The sequence below is a fragment of the Sphaerisporangium sp. NPDC049457 genome (assembly GCF_055586705.1).
This window is the reverse complement of the sequence record NZ_JBVJHR010000012.1, coordinates 191,158-214,518: the sequence shown is the minus strand read 5'-3', so window position 1 is coordinate 214,518 and position 23,361 is coordinate 191,158. Positions and strand designations below refer to the sequence as shown.

The 23,361-nt window shown below is 70.5% G+C and carries 24 protein-coding genes and 1 pseudogene; 20 read left to right on the top strand and 5 right to left on the bottom strand.

Features of this window, described 5'->3' with window-relative positions; all coding sequences use genetic code 11:
* Nucleotides 1-128 precede the first annotated feature (128 nt).
* From ACZ6QO_RS20420 to ACZ6QO_RS20410, 3 genes are read right to left on the bottom strand one after another with little or no spacing between them, the layout of a single operon-like run.
* Nucleotides 129-884, bottom strand: coding sequence for an ABC transporter (locus ACZ6QO_RS20420; RefSeq protein WP_465852769.1), 756 nt, complete (start codon nucleotides 882-884; stop codon nucleotides 129-131).
* A complete protein-coding gene (locus ACZ6QO_RS20415) occupies nucleotides 881-1,669 on the bottom strand; it encodes an ABC transporter permease (RefSeq protein ID WP_465852767.1) in 789 nt (262 codons plus the stop codon). Before ACZ6QO_RS20415 ends, ACZ6QO_RS20420 begins: the two co-directional genes overlap by 4 nt.
* Complete coding sequence (locus ACZ6QO_RS20410) at nucleotides 1,666-3,066, bottom strand: ATP-binding cassette domain-containing protein (protein WP_465852765.1); 1,401 nt, start codon at nucleotides 3,064-3,066, stop codon at nucleotides 1,666-1,668. Before ACZ6QO_RS20410 ends, ACZ6QO_RS20415 begins: the two co-directional genes overlap by 4 nt.
* Before the next feature lie 635 nt (nucleotides 3,067-3,701).
* Here ACZ6QO_RS20410 and ACZ6QO_RS20405 point away from each other — a divergent pair.
* The 14 genes from ACZ6QO_RS20405 (at nucleotide 3,702) to rbsD (ending at nucleotide 17,542) form a co-directional block, all read left to right on the top strand.
* Nucleotides 3,702-5,069, top strand: a complete 1,368-nt coding sequence (locus ACZ6QO_RS20405; RefSeq protein ID WP_465852763.1) for a lectin — start codon at nucleotides 3,702-3,704, stop codon at nucleotides 5,067-5,069.
* A gap of 162 nt (nucleotides 5,070-5,231) precedes the next feature.
* Nucleotides 5,232-5,606: an MmcQ/YjbR family DNA-binding protein gene (locus ACZ6QO_RS20400; RefSeq protein ID WP_465852761.1), complete on the top strand. Its 375-nt coding sequence runs from the start codon at nucleotides 5,232-5,234 to the stop codon at nucleotides 5,604-5,606.
* Between the two features lie 82 nt (nucleotides 5,607-5,688).
* Nucleotides 5,689-6,441: a maleylpyruvate isomerase N-terminal domain-containing protein gene (locus tag ACZ6QO_RS20395; protein ID WP_465852759.1), complete on the top strand. Its 753-nt coding sequence runs from the start codon at nucleotides 5,689-5,691 to the stop codon at nucleotides 6,439-6,441.
* 374 nt (nucleotides 6,442-6,815) lie between these two features.
* On the top strand, nucleotides 6,816-7,460 hold the full coding sequence (locus tag ACZ6QO_RS20390) for a restriction endonuclease (RefSeq protein WP_465852758.1): 645 nt from the start codon (nucleotides 6,816-6,818) through the stop codon (nucleotides 7,458-7,460).
* Between the two features lie 456 nt (nucleotides 7,461-7,916).
* A complete protein-coding gene (locus ACZ6QO_RS20385) occupies nucleotides 7,917-8,339 on the top strand; it encodes a hypothetical protein (RefSeq protein WP_465852756.1) in 423 nt (140 codons plus the stop codon).
* Nucleotides 8,329-9,621, top strand: coding sequence for a hypothetical protein (locus tag ACZ6QO_RS20380; protein WP_465852755.1), 1,293 nt, complete (start codon nucleotides 8,329-8,331; stop codon nucleotides 9,619-9,621). Before ACZ6QO_RS20385 ends, ACZ6QO_RS20380 begins: the two co-directional genes overlap by 11 nt.
* A 95-nt stretch (nucleotides 9,622-9,716) precedes the next feature.
* The gene (locus tag ACZ6QO_RS20375; RefSeq protein WP_465852754.1) at nucleotides 9,717-10,337 is read left to right on the top strand and encodes a hypothetical protein; all 621 of its coding nucleotides are present in this window, start codon (nucleotides 9,717-9,719) and stop codon (nucleotides 10,335-10,337) included.
* A 69-nt stretch (nucleotides 10,338-10,406) separates the two neighbouring features.
* Nucleotides 10,407-11,306 carry a hypothetical protein gene (locus tag ACZ6QO_RS20370; protein WP_465852753.1) on the top strand — a complete coding sequence of 300 codons (900 nt, stop codon included), beginning with the start codon at nucleotides 10,407-10,409 and terminating at the stop codon, nucleotides 11,304-11,306.
* 188 nt (nucleotides 11,307-11,494) lie between these two features.
* Nucleotides 11,495-12,535: a LacI family DNA-binding transcriptional regulator gene (locus ACZ6QO_RS20365; RefSeq protein ID WP_465852751.1), complete on the top strand. Its 1,041-nt coding sequence runs from the start codon at nucleotides 11,495-11,497 to the stop codon at nucleotides 12,533-12,535.
* Nucleotides 12,532-14,082 (top strand): sugar ABC transporter ATP-binding protein, encoded by a 1,551-nt coding sequence (locus ACZ6QO_RS20360; protein WP_465852749.1) that lies wholly within the window; start codon nucleotides 12,532-12,534, stop codon nucleotides 14,080-14,082. Before ACZ6QO_RS20365 ends, ACZ6QO_RS20360 begins: the two co-directional genes overlap by 4 nt.
* The gene (locus tag ACZ6QO_RS20355) at nucleotides 14,066-15,034 is read left to right on the top strand and encodes an ABC transporter permease (protein WP_465852747.1); all 969 of its coding nucleotides are present in this window, start codon (nucleotides 14,066-14,068) and stop codon (nucleotides 15,032-15,034) included. Before ACZ6QO_RS20360 ends, ACZ6QO_RS20355 begins: the two co-directional genes overlap by 17 nt.
* 74 nt (nucleotides 15,035-15,108) lie before the next feature.
* Nucleotides 15,109-16,062 (top strand): D-ribose ABC transporter substrate-binding protein, encoded by a 954-nt coding sequence (locus ACZ6QO_RS20350; RefSeq protein ID WP_465852744.1) that lies wholly within the window; start codon nucleotides 15,109-15,111, stop codon nucleotides 16,060-16,062.
* 5 nt (nucleotides 16,063-16,067) lie between these two features.
* On the top strand, nucleotides 16,068-17,156 hold the full coding sequence (locus ACZ6QO_RS20345) for a ribokinase (RefSeq protein WP_465852742.1): 1,089 nt from the start codon (nucleotides 16,068-16,070) through the stop codon (nucleotides 17,154-17,156).
* Complete coding sequence (gene rbsD, locus ACZ6QO_RS20340; RefSeq protein WP_465852740.1) at nucleotides 17,153-17,542, top strand: D-ribose pyranase; 390 nt, start codon at nucleotides 17,153-17,155, stop codon at nucleotides 17,540-17,542. Before ACZ6QO_RS20345 ends, rbsD begins: the two co-directional genes overlap by 4 nt.
* On the opposite strand, the gene ACZ6QO_RS20335 is transcribed toward rbsD, so the two are convergent.
* On the bottom strand, nucleotides 17,503-18,375 hold the full coding sequence (locus tag ACZ6QO_RS20335; protein ID WP_465852738.1) for an alpha/beta fold hydrolase: 873 nt from the start codon (nucleotides 18,373-18,375) through the stop codon (nucleotides 17,503-17,505). The genes rbsD and ACZ6QO_RS20335 overlap by 40 nt on opposite strands.
* A 244-nt stretch (nucleotides 18,376-18,619) precedes the next feature.
* Between ACZ6QO_RS20335 and ACZ6QO_RS20330 the strand changes: the two genes are divergently transcribed.
* From ACZ6QO_RS20330 to ACZ6QO_RS20310, 5 genes and pseudogenes are all read left to right on the top strand, one after another.
* Complete coding sequence (locus ACZ6QO_RS20330) at nucleotides 18,620-19,522, top strand: hypothetical protein (RefSeq protein ID WP_465852736.1); 903 nt, start codon at nucleotides 18,620-18,622, stop codon at nucleotides 19,520-19,522.
* A gap of 4 nt (nucleotides 19,523-19,526) precedes the next feature.
* Complete coding sequence (locus tag ACZ6QO_RS20325) at nucleotides 19,527-19,997, top strand: Rv0361 family membrane protein (RefSeq protein WP_465852734.1); 471 nt, start codon at nucleotides 19,527-19,529, stop codon at nucleotides 19,995-19,997.
* Nucleotides 19,998-20,080: 83 nt separating this feature from the next.
* Nucleotides 20,081-20,281 (top strand): annotated as a pseudogene (locus tag ACZ6QO_RS20320) (hypothetical protein); the annotation flags it as partial.
* On the top strand, nucleotides 20,261-20,689 hold the full coding sequence (locus tag ACZ6QO_RS20315; RefSeq protein ID WP_465852732.1) for a NucA/NucB deoxyribonuclease domain-containing protein: 429 nt from the start codon (nucleotides 20,261-20,263) through the stop codon (nucleotides 20,687-20,689). The pseudogene ACZ6QO_RS20320 and the gene ACZ6QO_RS20315, both read left to right, overlap by 21 nt.
* Before the next feature lie 102 nt (nucleotides 20,690-20,791).
* Nucleotides 20,792-21,814, top strand: coding sequence for a hypothetical protein (locus ACZ6QO_RS20310; RefSeq protein ID WP_465852731.1), 1,023 nt, complete (start codon nucleotides 20,792-20,794; stop codon nucleotides 21,812-21,814).
* 112 nt (nucleotides 21,815-21,926) lie between these two features.
* Here the strand turns inward: ACZ6QO_RS20310 and ACZ6QO_RS20305 are convergent, their stop codons facing one another.
* Nucleotides 21,927-22,709 carry a maleylpyruvate isomerase family mycothiol-dependent enzyme gene (locus ACZ6QO_RS20305; protein WP_465852729.1) on the bottom strand — a complete coding sequence of 261 codons (783 nt, stop codon included), beginning with the start codon at nucleotides 22,707-22,709 and terminating at the stop codon, nucleotides 21,927-21,929.
* Nucleotides 22,710-23,028: 319 nt separating this feature from the next.
* On the opposite strand from ACZ6QO_RS20305, the gene ACZ6QO_RS20300 reads away from it, so the two are divergent.
* Nucleotides 23,029-23,361, top strand: a 333-nt coding sequence (locus ACZ6QO_RS20300; RefSeq protein ID WP_465852727.1) for a carbohydrate-binding protein, incomplete at its 3' end; no start/stop codon positions are given.

The following is a 23,361-nucleotide window of genomic DNA, read 5'->3' as shown; positions in this document are numbered from 1 at the left end:
GGGGGTCCTCGCTCTTCTGAAGGAGATTTGAGCCTCGCGGCCGGCATGTACGCGATGACTGGTCAGTCACCATGGCCACGATCTGACCGTGCCCCCTTCGTCGGGGCTGGGGCGGCGCGACGGGGCGGCTAGCTTGCCGTGTGGATGAAGGTTCGCCAGGCGGCGGTGACTGATAAGGCCGCCCAGGTGGTCAGTACGAGGAGACCGGTGCGGGGGTCGAGGGCCGTGGCGTGGTGGGCCGGCATTTTGAGCAGGCTCAGGGCGGCTTCGTGCGGCAGGAAGCGCACGAGCTGCGGCAGGGCGCCCCGGAACGCCGGTGAGATGAGGACCGGCGTGACGAAGAGCACGGCCAGGGGGGTGATGACCGCCTTCGTGATGACGGCGAGACCATGGCCGATGAGGCTGAGCACGACATATGCCGTTATGAGGCTCACAAAGGCTGCCCGCTCGCCGTCGCGAGCCGCCGCATGAGACTGCAGGACGTAGCCCGGCAGGACCGCCGGTACCGACGCGAACAGGCTGAGCGTCACGCCGGCGGTGAGCTTGGCGGCGAACAGCCGGTTGCGGTCGGGTACGGCGGCGAGGCTGACGCGCAGTTGACCGCCGCGGTACTCGCTTCCGGCCGCGAAGACCGCGATCGCGATGAACGCGTAGACCGGTGCCAGCATGAGGGTGCCGAGCTGGGACACCGGGATCGCACCGCCTGACCCGGCGACCCGGACGGCGTCCGTGGCCGCGACGACGCCGAGCAGGGCGTTGGCGCCGGACGCGACGGCCAGGGCGATCCAGGCGGCAGGGAGGGTGATGATCTTGGTGCGCTCGGCCGCCAGCAGGTCGCGGAACCGGATGGCCCCCGGCGGAGATACGGCGGCCGGGGCGCTCATCGCGCGTCCCTCTTGCTGAGCGTGATCCCCGCGGCGGCGGCGGTCGCGGCGGCCCAGCCGATGAGAACGAGCAGGCCGTGCGCCCGGCCGGCCGTGAGGTCGTTGACGCCGGGATCGAGGATGAGATTCCGGGCCGCGCTGAGCGGGAACAGCGCGTCGAGATCCGGCGCGGACCCGGCCAGGACCTGGGTCATGGTGACGGTGATCAGTGCCACGGTGACGACGATGCCGGCCAGCGTGTTGCGCGCGGCCGTGGTGACGGCGAACCCGGTGAGGCAGAACAGGACCGCGAAGACGATGAACCTGATGTGCACGAGGAGGGCCTCGCCGCTGACGAGCAGCCCGGGGTTCCAGCCTTTGACGGCGACGTACATGAACGCGGTGGTGATCCCCGCGATGAGGATCGCGACGACGAGCACGTACAGTGCCGTGCCGAGCAGCTTCGCGGCCAGCAGGCGGACGGTGCGCGGCATGGCGAGCACGGTCACGCCGAGCTGCCGCGAGCGGAACTCCTGACCCGCGATCACGGCGGCGAGCACGGGCAGGAACAGGCCCATCTGCAGAGATCCCCCGGCCAGCAGGCCGAGGATCGCCTCACCCGCCGGCTGGGGCTGTCCGGTGAAGACCTCGATGACGCCGTCCGGGGTGATCTTCGCCACCGCGTCGGCGAGGAGGCCGATGGACTGGTACTGCACCAGCACGTGCAGGGCGAGGATGACGCCGGTGACGATCAACGCCCCGGGCAGTGTGCGGATCTTGGTCAGTTCCGCCCGGGTCTCGTTCACCGTCGCGGTCCGATCCGGTCGCCGGTGAGGGCGAAGAACGCCGTCTCCAGGGAGGCATGGCCGGCCGTGACCTCGGCCAGCGAGCCCTGGCCGACGATACGACCGCGGTCGATGATCACTACGGCGTCGGCCGTGCCGGCCGTCTCGGTCATGAGATGACTCGACAACAGCACGGTACGGCCGGCGGCCGCGTACTCCCGGAGCAAGGTACGGACCCAGCGGATGCCGTCCGGGTCCAGCCCGTTCACGGGTTCGTCGAGGACGAGGATCTCCGGCTCGCCGAGCAGCGCGGCCGCGATCCCCAGCCGCTGCTTCATGCCGAGCGAGTACTTCTTCACCCGCCTTCTCGCCGCGTCTCCCAGGCCGACGAGGTCGAGCACCTCCCGCACCCGCCCGCGCGGGATGCGGTTCGACTGGGCGATCCACCACAGGTGATCGATCGCGCGGCGCTCGGGCACCGGCCCCGCCCCGTCGAGCAGGGCGCCGACCGTGCGCAGCGGGTGCCGCAGGTCCCGGTAGCGCCTGCCGCCGATCAGCGCCTGCCCGGCGGTGGCCGCGTCCAGGCCGAGCAGGACGCGCAGCGTGGTCGACTTGCCGGCCCCGTTCGGGCCGAGGAACCCCGTGACGCGTCCCGGCTCCGCGGTGAAAGTGATGTCGTCGACCGCTTTGTGGTTCCGATAGTGCTTGCTTAGCCCTCTGATCTCGATCACCAGGCACCCTGTCCGTCGCGCTGAAGATTTCTCCCAGCGTGCGGTGCCGAGGCGCCGGGCCGCGTGCCCCTCGATGCCGGCGAGAGCGTCACGCAGCTCCTGCTCGCGGGCGTCCGCCAGGCCCCGCGTCACCCCGGCCTCGGCGCTGATCAGCGCGAGCGCGTGCCCGACCACGTCGTGCACGTCCCGGGCGACATCGAGCTGCACGCGGGCGGCGTGCTCGGCCGCCCGGGCACGTTCGGCCTCCGCTGCGGACTCGATCCGCCTCCCGACGGTGACCCCCAGCAACCACGACACGCTCAACGCGGCGGCCGCGATCACCACGCGCTGCCCGAGGCCGCCCAGGCTTCCTCGCGGGACGCCCGTCACGGCTGCCAGGACGGCGCCGGCGCCGGCGACGACGAACACGAACCGCCGAACCCGCGACGCGTGCGTCAGCGCCAGCGCGTACGAGCACCAGGCGGTGGCGAGCATCGGATCCTGGCACACTCCCAGCAGGCTCGCCGCCAGGGTCGCGGCGCCGGCCGCCGGCGCCGCGACCATCGGTATCCGCCACCGCAGCAGCACCGCCGCCGCCGTGACCGCGGCCAGCACCAGTCCGGCGGCCGAGCGCCACGTGCCGGCCGCATCGGTGATCGGCGGAAGCCAGAACACCGCGACGGTCACGAACGCCGCCGCCGCGTCCACGGAAAGCGACCGTAGACGCGCCGCGGCGGAAGCGCGCCCCACCACTCTCGTGCTCCCGTCCGGTAACGCGTACCTTCCCGGACAGACTAGCCAGCAGGCGGTGAGCGAGCGCGGCCGAGCGGAGGCGAACGTCCACGTTCAGGAATCGATTCGACATGCTGATCGGCGCTCGTCATCCCCCGAGCACTGTTGGTCTCCGGCATGGACCGGTGCCGGGCCGCCGGGTGCGCGAGGCGCTCTGGTTGAAATTTTCATCATGGGGGTCGATGCCGTCCGAATGGCTTGCCTGGTCACAAGTGAAGGGCGCGTACAGGTGCTTCGCGGGGCGAAAGGGCCGCCTTGACAGGCCCTGTCACATTCAGATGTGCTCCGCTGTGCGTCACTTCACAGCAGCTGGAAGAGAAGCATGCGACACGGTTCGACAGATCCCACACATTGATGCTGCTCGAAATCCGGCCGACGGCCGGCCGTGAGCGCCGCTGGGCCGGCCACCATCCGCCGCGGAAGCGGACACCCCGCATTCCCCGGAAGTGGCCACGCCTGACGCGGAACATACCTGCCTGCCGAGGTCTCACCCCTCATTAAGGAGAAACGATGGTTTTCTCTGCCCAGGCCCCCGCAGAGGGAGTAGTGCGATGGTGAACCCCAGATCTCTCTTCGGAGCGGTCGCCGTCGCGGCACTTCTCGTCCTGGCGACGGGTCAGGCGGCGCTGAGCAGCATCCGCGAGAGCGCGTCGGCCGCCGCCGCGCCGACCGCCGGATGCGGCAGTGCCCCCACGCTGGCGAGCGGCAATCACACGATCAGCAGCGGCGGCCAGAACCGCAGCTACATCCTGCGGGTCCCGGCCTCCTACGACAACAACCGTCCCTACCGGGTGATCTTCGGGTTCCACTGGGTGGGCGGCACGGCCAACGACGTCGACTCGGGCGGGTCCGACGGGTACAACTGGTCGTACTACGGCCTGAGGCGGCTGGCGGACGCCGCGAACAACGGCACGATCTTCGTCGCCCCCCAGGGCATCAGCAACGGCTGGGCCAACTCCGGCGGCCGGGACGTGACCTTCGTCGACGACATGCTCCGGCAGATCGAGGCGGGTCTGTGCGTCGACACCTCGCAGATCTTCTCCACGGGGTTCAGCTACGGCGGCTCGATGACGTACGCGCTCGCCTGTGCCCGGCCGACGGTCTTCCGCGCGGTCGCCGTCTACAGCGGGGGGAACCTCAGCGGATGCAGCGGCGGCACACAGCCCGTCGCGTACATGGGGATCCACGGGCTCCGGGACGGCACGCTGAACATCTCGGCGGGACGATCGCTGCGTGACACGTTCGTCAGGGCCAACGGCTGCGCCGCGCAGAACCCGCCCGAGCCGGCGAACGGCAGCCTGTCGCACATCGTCACCACCTACTCCGGCTGCCGGGCGGGGTACCCGGTCGTCTGGGCGGCGTTCGACGGAGGTCACGACCCCGGCCCGATCGACGGGTGCAACTGCGGCGGCTGGAGGAGCTGGACCCCGGCGGAGGTGTGGAAGTTCTTCACGCAGTTCCAGTCCGGCGACCCGTCGCCCACTCCCACGCCCACGGTCACCCCGACCCCGACCCCGACGCCCACCGCGGGTGGCGCGGGCGCGATCCGCGGCGTCGGATCGGGCCGGTGCGTGGACGTGACCGGCGGCTCGCAGTCCAACGGCGCCCAGGCGCAGATCTACGACTGCAACGGGCAGGCCGGCCAGCAGTGGACCTCCACCAGCTCCAGTGAGCTGCGGGTCTACGGCAACAAGTGCCTGGACGTGAACGGCGCGAGCACCGCCAACGGCGCCACCGTCATCATCTGGGACTGCAACGGCCAGAACAACCAGAAGTGGCGGTTCAACTCCGACGGCAGCATCACCGCCGTCGGCGCCAACAAGTGCCTGGACGTGCCGAACAACGCCACCGCCAACGGCACCAAGCTCGCCATCTGGTCCTGCAACGGCGGAGCCAACCAGCGCTGGACCCGCACCTGATCCGACCTCGACCGAGCTGATCTCGACGGATCTGATCTCGGCCGATCCCACCTCGACGATTCTCGGACACCCCCCTCGCCGGGCCGGCGGACCGACCGGCCCGGCGAGGGTCTCCTTCGAGGTCTCGATGGAATGTCGGTGGGGATGGCTACTCTGCGGACCATGACCGCAGAAGTTGAGCGAGCGATCACCGTTGACGACGTGCGGCGGGTGGCGATGTCGCTCGCCCGCACCGAGGAGGCGCTGGTCCGCGACCACGTGAAGTTCCGTGTGCGGGGCATCGTCTACGCCTCCATCTCCCCCGACGAGACGCTGATGGGCTTCGGCTTCCCCAAGGAGGAACGCGCCGCTCTGGTCGCCGCCGAGCCGGAGAAGTTCCTCATGCCCCTGCCGTCCGACGAGCGCTACCAGTGGGTCCGCGCGCGGCTGGCGGCCCTCGGCCATGACGAGATGCGCGAGCTGGTCACCGACGCCTGGCGCATGGTCGTCCCCAAATTCCTCGCCCGCGCCCACGACGAGAGCCTGTCCCGCCCCTGACCCGCCGAAGAGGCCGGCCCTCGTGGGCGGTGGGAGGAAACGGATGAGCGAGGTGTCGGTGTGACCTGGTTCGATAGGGGGCATGGAATCATCTCGCCTTATTGAGCATCTCGCTGAGAACTTCTCGCTACTCCGTGCCGCCGTTGTCGCGACCGACGCTTCGGCGCGCGTGCCCTCTTGTCCCGAGTGGACCGTGGCGGACCTCGCCGAGCACGTCGCCAAGGTCTATTTGCACAAGGTCGAGTGCATCCGGCTTGGCGCCTTCCCCGACGACTGGCCGGAGGCCATCCCGGCCGACCCGCTGACCGCGCTCGACAGGTACTACGCCAGGTTGACCGACGCCTTCGCGGCACACTCCCCCGGCGACCGCGCGGCCACCTGGCACGAGCCCGATCAGACGGTCGGCTTCTGGATCCGCCGGATGGCCCAGGAGACCGTCATCCACCGTGTCGACGCCGAGCTCGCCGCCGGAGGCGGCGTCTCCCCCATCGCCGATGATCTCGCCTTCGACGGTGTGGACGAGGTTTTGCGGCTCTTCGTGGGCTATGGCAGCGCCCACTGGAAGGACGACTTCGGCTCCCTGCTGGAAAGCCCGGATCCCCGTCCCCTGTCGGTCTCCGCCGGCCACCACGCCTGGACCCTGCGGGCCACCCCGGCCGGGGTGGAGGTGAAGGACGCCGCGACCGGCTTCGACGGCGACGCGCTGGTGAGTGGCGAGGCCGAGCCGCTGCTGCTCTGGCTGTGGAACCGCGGCGGAGACGACGGCGTCCGTCTCTCCGGCGACAAGGCACTACTGGACCAGTTCCAGGCCCTCCGCACGGCCGCCACCCAGTGACCACCACCCCCGCCGTGCCGTTCTCCATCCGAATGTGAATTACATCTGACCGGCCCGGGCCGGCGACCCGGGCTACGGCGGCCATCCCACCACCGCCATACGACACCCGACCCGGCAACCGCCGCAAACAGCCACCCGTACGGTCACCCCCAGCCTCACCGCGTGCCGTTCCCGTGCGGTTCCCCACCCGGTATGCGCTGGGAAGTGACCGGCGCCGGGTCGGCGAGTCGGGGGTACGGCGATGCCGGCGCCGCCGTACGGTGCCCGACCCGGCGGACATTGGTGGACCGCGCACCGACTTCGGCCGGAGCGGAATTGTCGGTGGCGGGGTTCACACTCGTCGGTGTGACCACCTGACTTCCGAGGAGGTTCCGATGGCGCGACGACGGCTCGCCCGGCGCGGAGGGCGCGGCTTCGGTGGTGACGGCATCATGTGGGCGGTCGCGGGGCTGGTCGCGGCGGTGCCGCTGGTCAACGCGATGGTGAAGTTCGTGCAGGCGTCATGGCCGTGGCTGCTGGTCGCCACCCTGACGGCGGGGGTGGCCCTGCTCGGCGTGGGCTTGCTGGCCGCGCGGCGGGCGCGCCGCCATCGCGACCACTATCTCCAGGCCAACTCCCACCTTGAGGCCATCGACCGCATGAGCGGTGAGCGGTTCGAGCATCTGGTCGCCGAGTTGCTGCGGCGCGACGGCTTCCGCAAGGTGCGCGTGGTGGGCAAGGCGGGCGATGGCGGGGTCGACGTCCTGGCCACCGCCCCGGACGGCCGCCTGTTCGCCGTGCAGTGCAAACGCTGGACCGGCAACCTCGGAGCACCGCACGTCCGCGAGCTCCTGGGCGCCCTCGCGCACACCTACGCCGGACACACCGGTGTCCTGGTCACTTCCAGCGGATTCACCCCGCCCGCCGCCAGAGAGGGCCAGGCGGCGGCCCTCGCCATGGTCGACCGGGGCCAACTCGCCGAATGGGCCCTCGGCACCCCTCTCACCACCCTCCTGACCCACCACCGCCTCAGCGTCTGACGCGTCCCTGAACGGCGCCGCGGCGCCGGCCGGCCGGGCCCGGACCGGCCTTTCGCTCATGAGCGCCTCCCGGCCGCTCCGTGCCTGGACATGAGCACCGGCTGCCGCTGGCCGGATGCGCGCTCAGGGGAATATCGCAATTCGGCCCGGCACCGCGATTTCCGTGCCGGAGAATCGGCGCCGGCTCACGCCCGATCCGGCCGCCGAGTGGGCCACTCGCGTCCACCTCGGCGATCGGCGACCGCCGGTCACGACATTCCACTCTCCGCCTGAGCTGCGAACGGAGATCACGCTTAACGGCGGTCCTTAACCGGCCGTCCGGCCGATTGTCGTGTCCTTACCCAGTAAACATTCATGCGCGATGCCGCGATTCCTGGAAAAACTCCGCGCCGCGCTGCATACTGGCCTGGCATTAGCCGTCCAGTGGGGAAACGCGTCGCACACGAAGGAGTCGCGATGGATCCCGCCCTGGCCGGCCTCGCCGCCGCCGCGGGAGCGGCTTTGGTCCAGGCCATGACCCGAGACACCTGGGAAGCCACCAAGACGCGCCTGAAGAAGATCTTCAACCGCCATGGGGCCGCCCGCGCACCCGATCTGGTCCGCGAGCTGGAGAACAGCGAACGGCGGCTGCGGAAGCCGTCCGGCGACCTGACGCCGATCGCCGACGAGGAGGGACGCCGCTGGGCGGGCCTGCTCGGCGACTTCCTGGCCGAGCACGGCGACGCCGCCCCCGAGTTCCAGGACCTCCTGCGCGACGTGCGCCACCTGGCCGCGCGGGACTCGTTCACGGTGGTGCAGAGCATCACCGCGGGGCGGGACGCCTACACCGCCGGTCGCGACCAGCGCGTGCTCCCGGGCTCCTGCGACGATGAACGCTGACCGTGACCAGCGGGTGGCGGCGCGGCGGGACGCGTTCACCGCGGGGCGCGACCTGCACGTGACCGTCGTGCGCGAAGGACGCGAACGGCCCGAACGGCCCGAACGGCCCGAACGGCCCGAACGGCGCAGCGAACGGCGCGAGCAGCGGGGACGTCCGGCGGACGTCACTTCCGGATGGCCCGCGACCTCCGGCGACGCCGCGACCTACGGTGACGCCGGGAACGCGCGGCCCGCGGCGCACGACGACCAGGGCGCGGACGCCTACCGGCGCGAGCGGTCCGTGTTCATGCACTACGTCAACCCGGAGGTCCTGGCCTGCCACGGCCGGGACGCCGCCGGGGTCCGCGGCGCGGACGTCCTGGCGCGGGCGCTGCGGGCCACCCGGCTCGCCGTGCTGACCACCGACGCCTACCTGATCTTCCCGTCCTCCTACATGTTCGAGCTGCCCTGGTTCGGCGTGTTCCTGGAGCGGATCGCGCCGCTCGTCCGCGCGGGCCTGGTGCGCCACACCTCGCCCACGCCGGAGCTGACCGCCTACCGCGACCTCAAGGTCCGCGAGTACCGCCGCGACGAGCGCAACCCGTACTCGGCGCCGCCGCCCCGGCTGCGCTTCGGGCCCGAGCTGACGTGGTACCCCCGTTTCGGCAGGCCGACGGCCGCCGGCATCGCCGAGCTGTGGCTGCGGGGGCTGGCGCCGGGGGGTGAGCTGTCGGGCGTCGTCCACGCGGTGGCGCGGGCGTGGCACCGCCCGTGCGGCCGGGTCGAGAGCATCCTGGCCAGGTCGCCGGACCGGCTGGAGGGCCAGGCGTTCGTCACCCGTTTCGTGGTCAGGACGCTGCCGGCGCCGGTGCCCGGGGACGCGGAAAGCCTGCTGGCGCTCTTTCTGTCGGCGGCGTATGTGCGCTGTTATGTCCGCGATCTCGACACCGCGATTCTGCTGGACCTGCCGATAGGGCCGCTTTCCTGCCTGCCCGGCGATTCCGGGAAGGAGATGAAAGGGCGGGTGCTGTCGTCCCGCCGCCTCGAACTCGCGCTTCAGTGGCTGCGCGTCGATCATTTCGTCCACCGGACGGCGACCTGGAAGGAGCTCATTCTTCTGAGATCCAGCCCCGAGTTCGGCATTATTACGTCGATGCTGTTTGGGAGCGGCTCGGCGAACGCCTTCAGGCTCGCGATCATCGGCGCCAGTAGGTCACGACATTTCGGTCCCGCCGTCACCTGTGGGGACGCGCTGTCCAACGTGGCGGCCGTGGCGGACCGGATGGCGCGCACGCTCGGCTGACCGCTCCCCGTATCCCGCGCCGGACCGGCCGCGGGCCGGGCTTCCCGGGCGGGTGACCGTCGCGGGCGGGGCGATCAGGGCGAGGGAAAGCACCAGTGAAGGTCTCGGTGTACTGCTCCGGTTCGATCACCAAGGGCGCTTCCGACCGCGGGAAGCTCACCTGGTCCGACCCGGAGAGGATGGAGGTCGCCAAAGGAGCCGCGCCGCACGAGGTCGTGTTCCTCAACCCCGACGACCCGATCACCGACCCGGGTAACACCCTCGGGCAGTTCGGCCGTGACATGTATCAGGTGATGATCGCGACCGCGGTCGTGGTGGACGCGCGCGAGAGGCGGGGCCTGGGCATCGGCGTCGAGATGGCCGCCGCGGCGACCTTCGGCACGCCCGTCGTGGTCGTCGCGCCGCCGAACTCCAAATACCGGGCCGACCTGCTCGAATATCGCGGGGTCACCGTCCGGGACTACGTCCACCCGCACGTCGCCGCCCTCTCCGCGGCCGTCGTCGACGACTTCCTGCGCGCCGGCGAGGCCCTGTCAGAGCTGGTGGAGGCCGGCGGCGAGGCCCTGGCGGGGCCGGCGGAGGACGGTGGCGCGCCCTCTGCGGCCGATGTGCCCGGCTGGCTCGCCGCAGCGATCAGCGAATACCGCCACAACGTCCTCCACGCCGACGTCCCGATGCTGGAGGCGCTGCGGCTGCTCGACCGAATCCCTGGATGACCGGGAACCGGCGGCCGACCGGCGCGGAACCGGAGCCGTCCGGTGCTCCGGACGACCGAAGGAGGCCGCGTGGTCCTCGACACCGAAGGCAGCACCGCGGAGCTCATCGAGACCGGGAGCGACGCCTCCCGGCTGTACGTGGTGCGCAACGACTCTCTCGAACGGATGCTGTTCGACCGCAACCTCATCGGGGCCGGCTTCCGCCGCGTCTGCCTGGCGTCCAGCCGGCACTTCGTCGGTCACCTGGCCGACGAGTACGACCCCGCGCGTACGGCCGAACTGGTGATCCTGAGCAAGGGGCTGGTCTACCAGCTCGGCGACGCCGTCCTTGAGCAGAGCGGCCACAACCTGCCGCTCAACCTGGTCGCCACCTCGCGCGTGGCCGTGTCGGGGGCGTCCGCGCACGTCGAGGTGCCCTACGCACAGATCGAGGCGCCGGCGGACACGCTGCTGGTCGCCGACACCGTCGCCTCCGGGGCCACGGTCGTCGCCGCCGTCGGCCGCTACCTGGAGACGCACTCGCTGAAGCGGCTGTACGTCCTGTCGTACGCCGGGGCCCTGCGCGGGGCGCGGCGGATCGCCGCGTACTGCGCGAGCAGGGGCGTGCGGACCACGTTCCTGTTCGGCCTGGCGGCATTCGGGCTCGGCCTCAACGGCTTCGACCTGTCCTTCCTGCATCCTGAGACGGTCACCCGGCGCGCGTACGTCGAGCGGGCGGCGCGGCAGTTCGCGGGCAGGCCGGTGTCGGCGGTGGGGTGGGACTTCGGCTCCCAGGTGACGGCGCCGGGCAAGTACCGGCGGCTGTGCTGGCTGGAGGCCGAGGTGTGGGGTCTGCACGGCAGCGACTGCCTCGCGGTGGCCGAGCGGCCCGAGAGCTGGTCGGGGCTCGGCCACGAACGCGCGGCGTACGCCGACGCCCTCGGCCCCGACTGGAAGCGGGTCATCCACCCACGCGGAAGCGGAAGCTGAAGCCGAACCCGGTCTCGGCGCCTTCCCCGGCGCCCCGCGATGTGCGCGCCACCACGAAACAGACAGAACACCTCTGACATCCCATACAGCCATAGACAACCACGAATGTGACACACGTCACGAAGATGTCGGTTTACATCCATGTAATCGATTACATACCCTCGTGAAATCGATTACATGGAGGACCGATGGCCCGTATCAAGGATGTCGCCGCGCACGCGGGCGTCTCCGTCGCCACGGTCTCCCGCGTGCTCAACGACAACCCGTCGGTTACCGAGGAGACCAGGAGCCGGGTGTACGCCGCGATGGCGGCCCTGAACTACGTCCCGAACGCCGTGGCGCGCTCGCTGCGCACCGAGGCGACCAGGACGCTCGGGCTGATCATCGGCGACATCCTCAACCCGTTCTTCACCGAGCTGGCGAGGGCCGTCGAGGACGAGGCGCGGGAGGCCGGATACACCGTCGTCATCGGCAACGCCGACGAACGGGCCGACCAGCAGGACCACTACGTGCGCACCCTGCTGGAGCAGCGGGTCGACGGGCTGCTCATCTGCCCGACGGCCGAGGTCACGCCGCTCATCGAGGAGGTGGCGCGGGGCGGCAGGCCGCTGGTCTTCCTGGACCGGACCCTTCCCGGCCTGGACGTCCCGTCGGTGCGGGTGGACGGCACGGAGGCCATCAGAGAACTGGCCGGCCACCTGCGCGACCTCGGCCACCGGCGGGTGGCGTTCATCTCCGGGCCGGGGACGCTCTCCACCGGGCGCGAGCGGACAAAGGCGTTCCTCGCGGCGGCGGCGGAGACCGGCCTTGCGGTGCCGCCGGAGTACGTGCGCGTCGGCGACTTCCGGGCCGGCAGCGGCCAGGCGCAGACCGCCGCGCTGCTGGACCTTCCCGAGCCGCCCGAGGTCATCTTCCTCGGCGACAACCTCATGGCGCTGGGCGCGCTGGACGAGATCCGGAAGCGGGGGCTTCGGATCCCGGCCGACATCGCGCTCACCTCCTTCGACGATGTGGCGTGGTTCCGCCACATCAACCCGCCGGTCACCGCGATCGGCCAGCCGACGGCCGAGCTGGGCCGGCGCGCGGTGCGCGTGCTGCTGGACATCCTTCATGGAAGGCGTGCCGACTCGGTTGTGCTTCCGGCCCACCTGGTCGTGCGCGAGTCCTGCGGCGAGGCACAGCGGCACGCGGCGACGCCGGCGGGCGAGGCGGAAAGGGTCACGGCATGAGCGAGAATCCGGCGGGCCGGCCGGACGCACCGGCCGGCGGCCCCGCGGGGCGGGAGGTCCTGCGGGTCGAGGGCCTGGGGAAGCGGTTTCCGGGCGTGGTGGCGCTGGACGGCGTGGACCTCGCGCTGCGCGCGGGCGAGGTCCACGTCCTGCTCGGCGAGAACGGCGCCGGCAAGAGCACGCTGATCAAGATGCTCTCCGGGGCCTACCACCCCGACTCCGGCCGCATCCTGGTGGACGGCGCGCCGGTCGAGATCCGCACGGCCGCCGACGCGCAGCGGCTCGGCATCGCCACCATCTACCAGGAGTTCAACCTCGTACCGCAGCTCACCGTCGGCGAGAACCTCGCCCTCGGGCGGCCGCCGCGCAGGTTCGGCCTGGTCGACACCCGGCGGATGCACGAACAGGCCCGCGGGCTGCTGGCGCGGGTCGGCATCGACGTGGACCCGCGCGCCAAGGTCGCCGACCTGGGCATCGCCCGCATGCAGATGGTCGAGATCGCCAAGGCGCTGGCGCTGAACGCCCGCGTGCTGATCATGGACGAGCCGACCGCCGTGCTGACCACCACCGAGGTCCAGCGGCTGTTCGGCATCGTCCGCCAGCTTCGCGACCAGGGGGTGGCGGTGGTCTTCATCACCCACCACCTGGAGGAGATCGCGCAGGTCGGCGACCGGGTGACGGTGCTGCGGGACGGCCGTTCCGTGGCCGAGGCGCCGGCGACGACGCCGCAGGAGGAGCTGGTCCGCCTGATGGTGGGCCGGCCCATCGACCAGCAGTACCCGCGCGAGCCGGCCGCGCCCGGCCCGCCGCTTCTGCGGGTCCAGGGCCTGACCAGGGCCGGGGCGTTCACGGACGTCTCGTTCGAGGTGCGCGCCGGCGAGGTCGTGGGCCTCGCCGGGCTGGTCGGCGCCGGACGCACGGAGGTGGCGCGGGCGGTGTTCGGAGCCGACCGCTACGACTCCGGCGAGGTGCGGATGGACGGCCGCCGGCTCCCCGGCGGCGACGTGCACACCGCGATGGAGGCCGGCCTCGGCCTGGTACCCGAGGACCGCAAGGGCCAGGGCCTGGTCCTCGGCGCGGACATCGCGGAGAACCTCGGCCTGGTCACGCTCCGGCGCGCCACCCGCGGCGGTTTCGTCGACCGCGCCGGTCAGCGGACCGCCGCCGAGCGCGTCGCGGCCCGGCTCGGTGTGCGGATGAGCCATCTCGGCCAGGAGGTCCGCACGCTGTCGGGCGGCAACCAGCAGAAGATCGTGATCGGCAAGTGGCTGCTCGCCGACGCCCGCGTGCTCATCCTCGACGAGCCCACGCGCGGCATCGACGTCGGCGCCAAGGTCGAGATCTACCAGTTGATCAACTCGCTCACCGCCTCGGGACACGCGGTGCTCATGATCTCCAGCGATCTGCCGGAGATCCTCGGAATGAGCGATCGCGTGCTCGTCATGGCCAGAGGCAGGCTCGTCGGCGAGCTCGACGCGGCCGAGGCTACACAGGACTCGGTGATGGCCCTGGCCGTCACCGAGGTGGAGGATGCTCGTGTCCACTGACGTGCTCACCAGGCGGCCGGCGGTGCGCGGCCTGCTCGCCGAGAACGGCCCACTGGCCGCGCTGGTCGTGCTCGCGGTCGCGCTGTCGCTGATGTCCGGTGACTTCCTCACCGTGACCAACCTGCTCAACGTGGGCGTGCAGGCGGCCGTCACCGCGATCCTCGCGTTCGGCTCGACGTTCGTCATCATCACCGCCGGCATCGACCTGTCCGTCGGCGCGGTGGCCGCACTGTCGGCGATCGTGCTGGCCTGGACCGCCACGTCCGCCGGCCTGCCATGGCCGTTGGCCACGGTGATCGCGCTGGTCGTGGGCCTGGCCTGCGGCCTGGTCAACGCCGCGCTGATCGCCTACGGCAGGCTGCCGCCGTTCATCGCCACGCTGGCCATGCTCGGCGTGGCCCGCGGGCTGGCGCTGGTCGTCTCGCAGGGCAGCCCGATCGCGATGCCGGACGCGGTCTCCCACCTCGGCGACACGCTCGGCGGGTACCTGCCCGTACCGGTGCTGGTCATGGCGCTGATGGGGGTGGTCACGGCGGTCATCCTGAACCGCACCTACGCCGGGCGCGCCATGTACGCCATCGGCGGCAACGAGGAGGCCGCCAGGCTGTCGGGCATCAAGGTCGACCGGCAGAAGCTGGTGACCTACGCCCTCTCCGGGGCGTTCGCCGCGATCGCCGGCGTCGTCCTGGCCAGCCGCCTGGCCTCGGCGCAGCCGCAGGCCGCCTCCGGGTACGAGCTGGACGCCATCGCCGCCGTCGTCATCGGCGGGGCGAGCCTGTCCGGCGGCAAGGGACGCGCGCTCGGCACCCTCGTCGGCGCGCTGATCCTCGCCGTGCTGCGCAACGGCCTGAACCTGCTGTCCGTCTCGGCCTTCTGGCAGCAGGTCGTGATCGGCGTGGTGATCGCGCTCGCGGTCCTGGTCGACACGCTCCGCCGCCGTGGCTCCGCCTGAACCCGCCTGAACCCGCCTGAAGAACATCGAACACCGCTCGACCACCACCGCTAGACCAACGAGGTAGCCCCACCATGCGAATCCCCGCTCTTGTCCTGGCCGGCGCCGCGCTCACCCTGGGCCTGACCGCCTGCGGCTCCGGTTCGTCCACCGAAGGCGCCGCCTCCGGCGGTTCCGGAGGCTCGGGCGTGAAGATCGGGATGTCGATCTCCACGCTGAACAACCCCTACTTCGTCCAACTGCGCGACGGGGCCGAGGCGGAGGCGAAGAAGCTCGGCGCGACGCTGACCGTCACCGACGCGCAGAACGACGCGTCCCAGCAGGTCAACCAGGTGCAGAACTTCACCAGCCAGGGCCTGAAGGCGATCATCCTCAACCCGGTGGACTCCGACGCCGCCGCGCCCGCCGTGAAGCTCGCGGAACGCTCCAGCATCCCGGTCCTCGCCGTCGACCGCGGGGTCAACAACGCCCAGGTGGCGCAGACGGTCGCGTCCGACAACGTGGCGGGCGGCAAGCTCGCGGCCCAGGAGCTCGCGAAGCAGCTCGGCGAGAAGGGCAAGGTCGTCGTCCTGCAGGGCGTCGCCGGCACCTCCGCCTCCCGTGACCGCGGGCAGGGTTTCGCCGACGGCATCAAGGCCTATGCCGGCATCCAGGTCGTCGCGCAGCAGCCGGCCGACTTCGACCGGACCAAGGGGCTGGACGTCATGACGAACCTCCTCCAGTCGCACCCGGACATCACCGGCGTCTTCGCCGAGAACGACGAGATGGCCCTCGGCGCGGTCAAGGCGCTCGGCGCCAAGGCGGGCAAGGCCGTCAAGGTCGTCGGTTTCGACGGCACTCCTGACGGACTCAAGGCGATCCAGGACGGCACGCTGGCCGCCAGCGTCGCCCAGCAGCCGGCGCTGCTCGGTCAGCAGGCCGTCCAGAACGCCGTCAAGGCCGCGAAGGGCGACAAGCTCCCGGCCACGCTGGACGTGCCGGTGAAGGTCGCCACCAAGGAGAACATCTCCGACTTCTCCGCCTCCTGACCAGCATGAACACCACCGACTCCACCGACCCGGCCGGCACGGCCCCCACGGGCGACCCGGACACGGCCACGCACACGGCATCCACCGAGGTCGCCGGCACGGACACCACCACGGCCCGCGCGACCACCAAGGCGCCCGGCACGGACACGACCACGTCGATCGAACCGCCGGGCACGGCCCCCGGCCACGTGACGCCGCGCTCCGGCCCAGGGCTGCCGCCGGAGGTGGTGGTCGTGGGGTCGGTCAACGTGGACCTGGTGGTCCGCGTCGACCGGCGTCCCGGCCCCGGCGAGACCGTCCTCGGCTCCGACCTCGCCACCTATCCCGGCGGCAAGGGCGCCAACCAGGCCGTGGCCGCCGCCCGCCTGGGAGCGCGCGTGTCGATGCTCGGCCGGGTCGGCGACGACGACCACGGCCGCATGATGCGCGAGTCCCTCGGACACGCCCAGGTGGACCTCACCCATCTGCACGACACCGCCGCGCCGACCGGCGTCGCGATGATCTCGGTCGGCCCGGGGGGCGACAACAGCATCATCGTCTCCCCCGGCGCCAACGCGCGGATCGCCGAGCAGGACGTGGCCGACGCCGCCGACCTGCTCGCCTCGGCCCCGATCGTCTCGCTGCAACTGGAGACGCCGCTGCCCATCGTGCTCGCCGCCGCGCGCGCGGCCCGGCGGGTCGTGTTCAACCTCTCGCCGCCGGCCCCCGTGCCCGACGAACTGCTCGCCCTGTGCGATCCGCTCGTCGTGAACGAGCATGAGGCCAGGATGGTCCTCGGCCTGACGGCCCCGCCGTCCGTCCAGGCCAGGGCGCTGCTCGAACTCGGCCCGCGCTCGGTGGTGATCACCCTCGGCGCGGACGGCGCCGTCGTCGCCGACGCGTCGGGAGTGGTCGCCGTCCCGAGCCCCCGGGTCGAGGTGGTGGACACGACCGGAGCCGGCGACGCGTTCACCGGCGCGCTGGCCTGGCGGCTGGCACGCGGGGACGGCCTGGCCGCCGCGGCGGCGTTCGCGGTGCGGGTCGGCGCCGCGACGGTGCGCAAGGCCGGCGCACAGAGCTCGTTTCCGACCCTGGAGGAGGTCGAGGGACCATGAAGCGCACCGGCATTCTCAACGCGGCCCTGGCCGGGGCCATCGCCCGGCTCGGGCACACCGACGAGGTGCTGATCTGCGACAGCGGGATGCCCCTGCCGTCCGGCGCGCAGGTCGTCGACCTGGCGTTCCTGCCGGGGATTCCCGCGTTCGCCGACGTGCTGGACGGCGTGCTCGCCGAGATCGTCATCGAGGGCGCCATCGCCGCCCAGGAGGTCCGGACGGCCAACCCCGAGTGCGCCGCCCTGCTCAAGGAGCGGCTCCCCCGCCTGTCGTACGTGCCGCACGAGCGGCTCAAACACCTGACCGGCGCCTGCAAGCTCATCATCCGCACCGGCGAGGCCCACCCCTACGCCAACGTCATCCTCCGCTGCGGCGTCCCCTTCTGACCGGTCGAGCCCTCACGACCGGCGGCGTCCCCGCCGCTGAGGCGAAGGGCGGCGAGGACGGCCTTCGCGGTCTCCTCCGGCATCTCGGCGTGCGGGTAGTGCCCGGCGCCCCCGACGAGCAGCACCTCGGCCTGGCCGCCCAGCTTGCCGGCGATCAGCCGCGCCTCGGCCGCCGGGTCGGCGAAGTCGCGATCCATGGTGCCCATGACCACCAGCGCCGGACAGCGCACCTCCCGATAGCGGGTCGCCACACCCGCCAGGGACACCTCGATCTGGGCGCACAGCGCGGCCGACCGTCCCGGCTCGCGCAGGTTGGCCTTGATCGCGCGCAGGTAGTCGTCGAAATCGGCGGGCCGTGCGGTCGGATAGGACGAGCGCAGGAACATCCCCCACAGGTACGGGCTGCGTGCCACCGCCCGCGAGGCGAGCTTCATCCACGACTTGACCGGCGTGTCTCCGGAGAAGGAGCCGATCAGCACCAACTCGCCGATCTCCCTGGGCGCCCTGACCGCCGCCCACACCGCAGAGGCGCAGCCGATGGAGTGCCCGACCACGATGGCCGGGCCGCCGCCGAGTGCGCGGGCGAGCGCCAGCACGTCCTCCCCGATCGACGCGACGTCGTAACCCGGCCAGCCGGTGCTCGACTCCCCGTACCCGCGCACGTCCATCGCCGCCACCCGGTACCCGGCCTCCGCCAGGCGCGGCGCCAGGAAGCGGAAGGTCGCCCGCGTGTCCCCCATCCCGTGCAGGAGGATCATCGGCCGCCCGTCCTCGGGTCCCGCCAAGTCGTAGGCGACGCGCCCGCCGGCCTTCTCCAGGTACCTGGTCGCCATCGCTGATCCCCTCTCGCCGATCGAGAGCATCGCTCTCGTGTGAGACCAGTGAACACGAGATCCCTCGACACCGTCAAGAGCACCGCTCTCATACAAGTGCAGCGCACGCGACCCCGTCGCCGCGCCGAACGGACGGCGGCCGTCCCATCGGCGCGTACGAGGCGAACCGACGCCGGGGCTCTGGCGGAATGCGCGCTCGGCGTTTCACAATGTGATCGTGACTCCCACTGTAAAAATCGCAGTGATGTCTGTTGCCCTGGTCACTTCCCTCACACTCCTTACCGCCCCTGCGGCCCCTGCGTCCTCTGCGGCCGCCGGCGACATCGACGACCTGTGCGCCGGGCCGATCGCCGACGCGAAACACGTCCAGAGGCTGATCAAGGTCCACAACGCCAAGCCGAGGATAAGTACGGACCGCGCCTACGTCACCGCCTACAACGCCGAGGCGCGGTCGCTCAACGCCCAGATGAGCCGGGCCATCTCCCGGGTGCGGCAGTGCGTCAGCGCGTTCTCCAAGGTGCTGCGAAGCCACCCGCTGTCGAAGTTCCCCAAGCCGAAGCCCGAACAGATCCGCAAGGTCTCGGACGCGGTCAGGCACCTGACCGAGGCGGAGAAGCGGGCGGTCACCCGCTGGAACCCTGAGCAATACGACTTCCTCAACTACGGGCGAGGCAAGAAGGGGATGACCGTCCGAGTAGACAGAATCCCGCAGGTGGAGCTCCCGCCGCGGGTCAGGGCCGTCTACGAGGCACTCGACCTCACCCGGCCGGACCGGAAGACGCAGGCCCCCCTGACCTTGATCCTGCAGGGCAAGCTACCCCTCAGACGCGGCGCGCTCGATCCCGCGTACACCGACGGACGGAAGGTCACGGGCGTGGCCTACGACCACATCATCCCTCTGCGGCGCCTGGTGACCATGCGGAACTTCATCAAGCTGACGCCGGAGAACATGTGGCTGGTCGCCAACTCCCCGACGAACACCCAATGGCTGTCCAGGACGGCCAACGGCTCGAAGTTGTCGGGCAGCTCGTACTTCATCTCCGGCGCCGACCCCAAATGGCGCCAGGAACAGGCGCGGCTCAGGGAGAAGGCGATGCGGGAGGTCCAGGCCCTCATCGACGCACTCCTCAAGACCCAGAAGGGCTGAACCGATGGACCCCTTCCCCCAGCGACCGCCGCCGCGCCCCTCCGCGTTCCGGCGGAACCTCGTCTGGGTCATCGCGCTGCCCGTCGTCCTGATCGCCGCCGTGATCGCCGGATACCTCGCCACGTCCCGCTCCGGCGCGGGCGGTGGCGGCGCAGGCGGTGGCGGCGGGGAGCAGGACGTGATCCGCAAGACGGTCGTGGACTTCGCCGCCGCGGTCGACCGCAACGACAACGCCACCGTCCTGTCGATGCTCTGCCCGCAGGAGGCCGCGGGGGTCATGTACGACATCGATTCCCCGGACGACCACGGCGACCCGCAGGCCGAGCTGATCCCGATCACCGTCGACGACGTCCGGATCAACGGGGACATCGCGGAAGTACGGGTCACCCGGCCGCGACAGCAACCCGCGACACTGTTCCTCCGCAAGGAGCACGGCACCTGGAAGCTCTGCGACCCCGAGCGCTACAGACGCTGACCGTCGACGCCACCGATAGATGCGCTCACCCCACCGACCAACCGCGTGCGGACCACGAGGCGCCACAGGAGACCAGAACCGAGCTGCGTCGACGAGCCGAACAGGCTGAAACCGACAGAAGAGATCCTCATGAAGCGTCCCGGTTCGGCCGGGTCGAGCCCCGCAGGACGGTCCGTGCTTATGTCAGCGGTCTGCTGTCGGGCGTCGAGCGTAAGAACTGCTGGAACCTGGCCGAGCAGGCCGGGCATCGCGGGCCGGAGGCGATGCAGAGACTGCTGCGCACCGGGAAATCAATTCCCGGCTGCCTTGATCCAGACAAGCAGATGAAAAACAACTATCTACACCGAATCCAGCCGACAATAGGTGATAGCAACCGGAAGAGCTTGACCGAACCCTATTGCACGTGGCTCTGGGGGACTTCTACCGATGGCAGCAGCGGCAATCAGTGCGACGAATTCCCGTTCGCTAAAACCTGGGAGAGATGGAACCCCAAGTATGCAGGAGCCATTGTCACCAATGCGGGATTCTCGCTATGTCCCATACCCGGAGGAGAAAACGGCCGGACCGGGAATCTCCTCGGCAGCTTCTACGGGAAAGAGCGGCTTCTAATCGGTGACCCCTATTTCATCAAGTTCGAAACCGCGTTAGACAATCCAGAGGAATGCATGGCAACTATTCCTGGACATAACTAACAGGAGTAGAATGCCACCAACCTTCCACGTGGGGGCTGCCGCACTAAAGCCGCACCCCCACCTGGAACCGTTCAACGCGAAGATCTGAGAGGGGCTTCGTCGATGCGTGTTGACGCGGCGGTCGGGCATTACCGCGATCTGCTCGGCCAGACGTGGATGGGGGAAGGCATCGCTTGGACCGTCGTGATCGGCGGCGGCGAAGCCGTCGAGTTCTACGACATCGCGACCGCTCTGTCGGGTGGCGCTCCTCCTGAGATGTGGGAGGAGACTCCGAGAATGGCCTGCGATCACCTTCGCGACATAAATATCGTCGTCCCGGTGAGGTCGGGATCCCGCGTCAACCTCATCGAACCGGGGTTGATACACACTAATGACCCGGATTTCTACAGGTGGATGAGCGCGGGACGTCGAATCTGGTCTGCTTCCTGGCATACCACGGGAGGAGAGCGGCTGGTATGCGCCGAGAACGGCGAAATTATCTTTGGGCTGGGTGACTTCTTCGACACAGACAGGCCCTACGGCGCCGACGTCGCCGCAGCACGACACGAGCTGGATGTAATGCGTCAGTACACCCGGGCGGACAGGAATGCCGCCGCATTGGCGATCATGGAGTTGCATGGTGGATTTCGGCTTGACCTGGAATGGCTGGACTCGCTGCAAACGATAATCGCCGTCGATCGACCGATACCGTCCGGCGCGGCTCCTCCGAGCGCATTCGCATCAGCCGAACCGGAACTCGCCGCACATCTTCGCAACGCGTCTCCCGCTGACCGGCGTCTGTTCCTCATCCACCTGGCCGAGCTGCTCGCCGAACGCTACAACCTGCACATTCCTGAGGTGACATCCATCCTCGACCAAGTTCGCGGCGGAAACCATCCCACGCCCAGCGAGTGGTACGACCTTGCCATCGAAACGATGTATCTGGCACAAGACGAGTGGTTCGGCAACCCCGCGGACGCCGCCCCCGAATGGCTGCGCCGGCAGGCGGCGATCGCCATCCGGCATGCGTTACGGTCTCTCGACGCGGGCGCGCAGAACCTCGAATCACTGCTGACCGCCCGCAACGCCCTCTACGATGCGTGGGAAAACCTGCGGGAGGATATCCTGACCATTCCCACCACGTGATCCAGCCACCTTAGTGGCCACCATTGGCCCGCGCCGTCTCCTGACCGCAGACGCACGATGTGAGAGATGGGCCGTTGGCCGGATCACCGTTTCCGGTTGGTCGCCCGGGGTTTCAGAAGGCGGTTTTGGTCAGCCATTGGTCGAGGAGTGGCTGGTTTCCGAAGAGGTCGTAGTGGTGGTCTGCCGGTTTGCGGCGGCCGTAGAGGAGGAGTAGGAGGTCGGCGGCGGTGGCGCGGACGGCCACGTCGCCCTTGCCGTGGCCTCGCTCCCAGGTGAAGCCGCCGGGGGCCAGCGTGACCGTCCACTCGCCCGCCTCTCCGGCGTCGGTGGCGTGGAAGTGCAGCCGCTCGCCGCCGCCGGGCAGTTCCGCGAGGCCCTCGGCGAGCCAGGCGGCGGCCCGCAGGTTGTCCAGGAACTCCTCGGCCCCGTCCACCGCGACCGGAACCTCGATGCGCGGCTCGCGCCCGAGCGCGATCTCGGCGTCCGCCCGGTGCACCGTGGACTCGTGCAGCATCCGCCGCGCCCAGAACCCCGACGTCCGCTCGGCCCCCCACGACCACACGGGCTCCTCGCCCCCCGCGGCGCGCAGCGTGGCGAGCAGGACGGCCGCGCCTTCGGCCAGCCAGCCGGGATAGCCCGCGTCGTCCTCCGGCAGCGTGACGGGCACCTCCCGGGATCTGAGGGGCTGCTGCACCCGGCGGCGGACGATGTGCTCGGCCCAGCGGTGCGTGATGCCGACGTGTTTGAGCAGCCTGGCGATCGTCCAGCCCGGGCAGGTCGGCACCTCCGCCCCGGGGGCGGCGCCCTCCGCCACCTTCGCGAACCGCGCCACCTCCGCCTCAAGCGCCGAACAGTGGTCCTCGTGCGTCCAGGGTCCCTGGTGAAGCCCGTTCATGACCTGTGAGCGTAGACCGGCGCGGCGTGTCGAAGCGAGCGTGACAGGACATTGACGGGAGAGTCAACGGCGGGGTAGGTTCGCTGCTAATTATAAGGAAAGCTTCTTAAGAGTTTCCGTTGTAATGCCGAGGCAGGAAGGTCGCCGCCATGCCGCGGTCCCCGCCGTCCCTCTCGCCGCTCCGTACCGCCCCGCCGCCCTGGAACGCCAGGCGAGCGGCAGGCGCGATCGTCGGCCGGGTTCACCGGCCGCGCGCCGCCGCCGTACGTACGTCCTGATCGACCCCCCATTCGCATCCGCCGATGGACGTGGAGCACATATGAGACACAAGTTCGCCAAGATCCTGCTAGCGACGGGGGCGATGCTCCTGCCACTCGGAACGGCGGTCGCGTTCGGGCCGGGCGCGTCGGCCACGGTCACCGTCGCGAGCCGCGCCGCCATGGCCGCCGCGTGGGCGCCCAACACGGCCTACACCGCCGGCACCGTGGTGACCTACAACGGCGTCGACTACCGCTGCGTCCAGAGCCACACCTCGCTGGTCGGCTGGGAGCCGCCGATCGTCCCCGCCCTGTGGACGCCGGTCACGGGAGGCGGCGGCGACACCACCGCGCCGAGCGCCCCCGGGAGCCTGCGGTCCACGGCGACCACCTCC

Excerpts from the sequence above, each read along its gene's own strand:
- ACZ6QO_RS20305 (WP_465852729.1), bottom strand. The coding sequence starts at position 22,709 with ATGAACGGGCTTCACCAGGGACCCTGGACGCACGAGGACCACTGTTCG.
- ACZ6QO_RS20345 (WP_465852742.1), top strand. The coding sequence starts at position 16,068 with ATGAACACCACCGACTCCACCGACCCGGCCGGCACGGCCCCCACGGGC.
- ACZ6QO_RS20390 (WP_465852758.1), top strand. The coding sequence starts at position 6,816 with ATGGCGCGACGACGGCTCGCCCGGCGCGGAGGGCGCGGCTTCGGTGGT.
- ACZ6QO_RS20395 (WP_465852759.1), top strand. The coding sequence starts at position 5,689 with ATGGAATCATCTCGCCTTATTGAGCATCTCGCTGAGAACTTCTCGCTA.
- ACZ6QO_RS20405 (WP_465852763.1), top strand. The coding sequence starts at position 3,702 with ATGGTGAACCCCAGATCTCTCTTCGGAGCGGTCGCCGTCGCGGCACTT.
- ACZ6QO_RS20355 (WP_465852747.1), top strand. The coding sequence starts at position 14,066 with ATGCTCGTGTCCACTGACGTGCTCACCAGGCGGCCGGCGGTGCGCGGC.
- rbsD (WP_465852740.1), top strand. The coding sequence starts at position 17,153 with ATGAAGCGCACCGGCATTCTCAACGCGGCCCTGGCCGGGGCCATCGCC.
- ACZ6QO_RS20380 (WP_465852755.1), top strand. The coding sequence starts at position 8,329 with ATGAACGCTGACCGTGACCAGCGGGTGGCGGCGCGGCGGGACGCGTTC.
- ACZ6QO_RS20385 (WP_465852756.1), top strand. The coding sequence starts at position 7,917 with ATGGATCCCGCCCTGGCCGGCCTCGCCGCCGCCGCGGGAGCGGCTTTG.
- ACZ6QO_RS20315 (WP_465852732.1), top strand. The coding sequence starts at position 20,261 with ATGCAGAGACTGCTGCGCACCGGGAAATCAATTCCCGGCTGCCTTGAT.
- ACZ6QO_RS20310 (WP_465852731.1), top strand. The coding sequence starts at position 20,792 with ATGCGTGTTGACGCGGCGGTCGGGCATTACCGCGATCTGCTCGGCCAG.
- ACZ6QO_RS20330 (WP_465852736.1), top strand. The coding sequence starts at position 18,620 with ATGTCTGTTGCCCTGGTCACTTCCCTCACACTCCTTACCGCCCCTGCG.
- ACZ6QO_RS20325 (WP_465852734.1), top strand. The coding sequence starts at position 19,527 with ATGGACCCCTTCCCCCAGCGACCGCCGCCGCGCCCCTCCGCGTTCCGG.
- ACZ6QO_RS20400 (WP_465852761.1), top strand. The coding sequence starts at position 5,232 with ATGACCGCAGAAGTTGAGCGAGCGATCACCGTTGACGACGTGCGGCGG.
- ACZ6QO_RS20335 (WP_465852738.1), bottom strand. The coding sequence starts at position 18,375 with ATGGCGACCAGGTACCTGGAGAAGGCCGGCGGGCGCGTCGCCTACGAC.
- ACZ6QO_RS20365 (WP_465852751.1), top strand. The coding sequence starts at position 11,495 with ATGGCCCGTATCAAGGATGTCGCCGCGCACGCGGGCGTCTCCGTCGCC.
- ACZ6QO_RS20360 (WP_465852749.1), top strand. The coding sequence starts at position 12,532 with ATGAGCGAGAATCCGGCGGGCCGGCCGGACGCACCGGCCGGCGGCCCC.
- ACZ6QO_RS20350 (WP_465852744.1), top strand. The coding sequence starts at position 15,109 with ATGCGAATCCCCGCTCTTGTCCTGGCCGGCGCCGCGCTCACCCTGGGC.
- ACZ6QO_RS20420 (WP_465852769.1), bottom strand. The coding sequence starts at position 884 with ATGAGCGCCCCGGCCGCCGTATCTCCGCCGGGGGCCATCCGGTTCCGC.